The following is a 3,459-nucleotide window of genomic DNA, read 5'->3' as shown; positions in this document are numbered from 1 at the left end:
CTCACGCTCCCATGCTCAAACGTCTCTTCGCCATCGCGTTCATCTTCACGTCCTGCTCCGTCGCCTGGATGGTCCTGGGCGGCACCGTCGTCCACCGAACGGAGGTCTCCGACAACACCCTGCGCAGCGACGTGGGCGAGCTGTGGGGCGGCCCCCAAACCCAGCGCGCGCCGACGCTGAGCCGGCTCGGCCGAACCGCCCGGACGGTGACGCGCCAGGAGCCGAGCGAAGCCGGCGACGGCTCGTTCCAGCAGGTCCAGGAAGTCGTCTCCGAGATCTCTCGCGGCCCCGTCCCGCTCGCGGCCAGCGACCTCGAGGTCGACCTCGCCTTGGACCACCGCAAAAAGGGCCTGATGTGGTACGCGACCTACGGTGCCGACTTCGACGGGACGTACACGGTGGAGAACGACGGCCGCGACGGCCGCTTCGAGTTCGCGTTCCCGCTCCCCGGCGGCGCCTCCGTGTTCTCCGACCTAGCGCTGTGGGTCGACGGGCAAGCGGTCACGGTCGACGCCGCGAACGGAGAGATCAAGCACGTCATCGCCCTCGAGGCCGGCGAGGTCGCCAAGGTCCGCGTCCGCTATGGGTCCCAAGGCACCACGACGTGGCGCTACGCGCTCGTCTCCGGGTACGGCAACGAGGCCGGCGTCCGCACGGCCCGCGACTTCCGACTCGCCGTCACGACCGACTTCGACGACGTCGACTTCCCCGCCGGCACGCTGTCCCCGACGGGGAAGGAGCGCACCGACGACGGCTGGGCGCTGACGTGGGATCCGGGCACGCTGGTCGCCTCGGCCGATCTTGGAATCGCGATGCCGCAGAAGCTGAACCCCGGCCCGTGGGTGAGCCGCGTGACGTTCTTCGCGCCGGTCAGCCTGTTCCTGTTCTTCTTCGCCGTCTTCGTGCTCTCGCTCCTGCGCGGCGTCCGGCTCCACCCGATGCACTACTTCTTCTTGGGCGCGGCGTGCTTCGCGTTCCACCTGCTGCTGGCCTACCTCGTCGATCACCTGAGCGTGGTCACGGCGATGGTCGTAGCGTCGGCGGTGAGCATGGCGCTGGTGATCTCGTACGTGCGGCTGGTGGCCGGCTTGCGGTTCGCCGTCCTCGAGGTCGGCGGCGCACAGGCGATCTACCTCGTCGCGTTCGCGGCGACGTTCTTCCTCGAGGGCGCGACAGGACTGGCGGTCACGCTGCTCTCGGTCGCGACGCTGTTCGTGACGATGCAGGCGACGGGACGTCTCGACTGGGAGGCCGTGCTGGCTCGGCCCGAGGCGGCCGGTCCGGGCGGCGAGGCCCACGTCGACGGGCCGCCGGCTCAGGTCTTGGCGGCGTAGCGCGGGTTCGAAGATGGTGGCTCCTCGAGGCCTCTATCGGATTCGAGCTAGCGTCTCGCGCCTTTCGAATCGGCCTCGAGGCCGGCGAGTGCGCGGACGGTGAGTGTGTACGGCGCGTAGCCCGCGTACGAGAACAGGACCGACTGCTCGGCCTCGAGGCCGTCGAGGACGAACCGCCCGTCGGTCTGAACCACCGTTCCGCGCTCCGTCCCCACCACGGCCGCCGTGGCGCCGACCAAGAGGTCCTCGGTCTCGGCGTCCGTCACGCGGCCGACGATCCGCAACCCACTGGCACGGCTCTCGACCTCGAGGGCGGAAACGGCCATGCGCCACTCGCCCCCTCTAGCTTGGTCAGCCGCAAGGACGAAGACGCGCTCGGCCGATCCGCATCCTGCGAGCAGGAAAGCTGCGAGCAGCAGCCCGAGGCCGCGAGGACGAGTCACGGCGCCAGACGTCCCGTCGTCCAGCCTTCCCCGTCGCGGCGGTAGACGTGACGGTCGTGCAACCGGCTCGGACGGCCCTGCCAGAACTCGACGGCGGTCGGCACGACGCGGTAGCCGCCCCAGAAGCCCGGCCGAGGCACGTCCCCACGGTCGCGGTACTCGCCCTCGATCTCGTCGACCAACACCTCGAGCGTGCGACGGTCCGGCACGGGCCGGCTCTGCGGGCTCGCCCAGGCGCCCAGCCGGCTGCCTCGAGGTCGGCTCGCGTAGTAGGCGTCGGCGGTCTCGTCCTCGACGCGTTCGACGGCGCCCTCGACGCGGACCTGCCGCTCGAGCTCGGGCCACCACCACACGAGCGACGCACGCGGGTTGGCGTCGAGCTCCTGCCCTTTGCGGCTCTCGTAGTTGGTGTAGAAGCAGAACCCACGATCGACGCCCTTCAGCAGCACGACGCGGGCCGACGGGACGCCGTCCGCCGAGGCCGTCGCCAGCGTCATCGCGTTCGGCTCGCGCGTGCCGACGGCTTTGGCCTCGTCGAACCATTTCTCGAACAGGTCGAACGGCGAGTTGGGCAGGTCGGCGGCCTCGAGGGCGCCGCGTTCGTAGGACTCGCGCAAGTCGGCGACGTCGGGCATGGGAACGGCAAGAGGGGTCCGCCGTGGGACGGTCCACACGCTCCCCGGTTCGATGCCCGACCTCCAACGTTCGACGGATTCTGCCCTCGAGGCTGCGCGCACCGAGCGACACCTCTCGACGTGGCGGCGTTTCTCGCCGGCGGGGCTCGCAGCCGTTGGGTTCGGCCTGTCCGTCGTCGGCGAAGCGACCTCGAGGAAGAACCGGGGTGACTCGTGGGTCGCTTACGGGACGATCGGACTGTGCATCGTCAACGCGGGGCTGTGTCTCTTCGGCGAGGCCGTCAAGCACCGAGCCCTCGCGGACTGGCGGGTGGAGCCGGCCTCGAGGCCGCGATGACCATCCCGACTTTTCAGACCGAGCGGCTCACGCTCCGGCCCGTCGAGGCCGGCGACGCCTCGGCCATCGGCGCTGTCGCGCGCCTCCGAGAGATCGCCGACACGATGATCTCGATTCCCCACCCGTACCCCGACGGCGAGGCCGAGCGATTCGTCGCCGCCCGCCGTGCCGACCTCGAGGGCGGCCGGGGCAGCACGTTCGTTGCCGAGACCCACGACGGCGCGTTCTGCGGGCTCGCCGAGATCTGGGACACCGACCTCGAGCATGAGCAGGCCGGGCTCAGCTTCTGGCTCGCGCCGGACGCCTGGGGCCGGGGCTACATGAGCGAGATCGTCCGGGTCATCATCGAGGTCGGGTTCGGGCACCTCGGCATGAACCGGCTCTACGCGCCCCACGTGACGCGCAACCCCGCATCGGGCCGCGTGCTCGAGAAAAACGGGTTCTCCCTCGAGGTCGTGCTCCGGCAGCGCGTCCGCAAGTGGGGACGCTTCGAGGACGTCGCGCTGTGGTCCCGGCTCGCGTCGGACCCGGCACCATGACGTCCAGCGATTCCTTCTGGATCGAACCAAACGGAATCCGCTCCTTCGTCGCTCTTCGCGGGCGGGGACCGGTCCCCGTCCTCGTCATTCACGGAGGACCGGGCTCGTCGCTGCTGCCGTTCGCCCGCACCATCGCGCGACGCACCGACCTCGAGCTCGACCACACGCTCG

5 protein-coding genes are annotated in these 3,459 nt (G+C 70.3%); 3 read left to right on the top strand and 2 right to left on the bottom strand.

The features are described from left to right. A partial coding sequence (locus tag WBA11_RS17230) for an inner membrane CreD family protein (RefSeq protein WP_424521877.1) occupies nucleotides 1-1,334 on the top strand: 1,334 nt, incomplete at its 5' end. A 47-nt stretch (nucleotides 1,335-1,381) separates the two neighbouring features. On the opposite strand, the gene WBA11_RS17225 is transcribed toward WBA11_RS17230, so the two are convergent. Further along, nucleotides 1,382-1,777, bottom strand: coding sequence for a carboxypeptidase-like regulatory domain-containing protein (locus WBA11_RS17225; RefSeq protein ID WP_424521876.1), 396 nt, complete (start codon nucleotides 1,775-1,777; stop codon nucleotides 1,382-1,384). Then, nucleotides 1,774-2,412 (bottom strand): pyridoxamine 5'-phosphate oxidase, encoded by a 639-nt coding sequence (pdxH, locus tag WBA11_RS17220; RefSeq protein WP_424521875.1) that lies wholly within the window; start codon nucleotides 2,410-2,412, stop codon nucleotides 1,774-1,776. The genes WBA11_RS17225 and pdxH overlap by 4 nt, the downstream gene beginning before the upstream one ends. A gap of 52 nt (nucleotides 2,413-2,464) precedes the next feature. Between pdxH and WBA11_RS17215 the strand changes: the two genes are divergently transcribed. Both WBA11_RS17215 and WBA11_RS17210 read left to right on the top strand, forming a co-directional pair. Further along, nucleotides 2,465-2,749, top strand: a complete 285-nt coding sequence (locus WBA11_RS17215; RefSeq protein WP_424521874.1) for a hypothetical protein — start codon at nucleotides 2,465-2,467, stop codon at nucleotides 2,747-2,749. After that, a complete protein-coding gene (locus WBA11_RS17210) occupies nucleotides 2,746-3,288 on the top strand; it encodes a GNAT family N-acetyltransferase (RefSeq protein ID WP_424521873.1) in 543 nt (180 codons plus the stop codon). The genes WBA11_RS17215 and WBA11_RS17210 overlap by 4 nt, the downstream gene beginning before the upstream one ends. The last annotated feature ends 171 nt before the right edge of the window (nucleotides 3,289-3,459 follow it).

The sequence above is a fragment of the Rubrivirga sp. genome (assembly GCF_049648075.1).
Classification (GTDB): domain Bacteria; phylum Bacteroidota; class Rhodothermia; order Rhodothermales; family Rubricoccaceae; genus Rubrivirga.
Note: the sequence above shows the minus strand (reverse complement) of the source record. Positions and strands in the feature narration are given on the sequence as shown.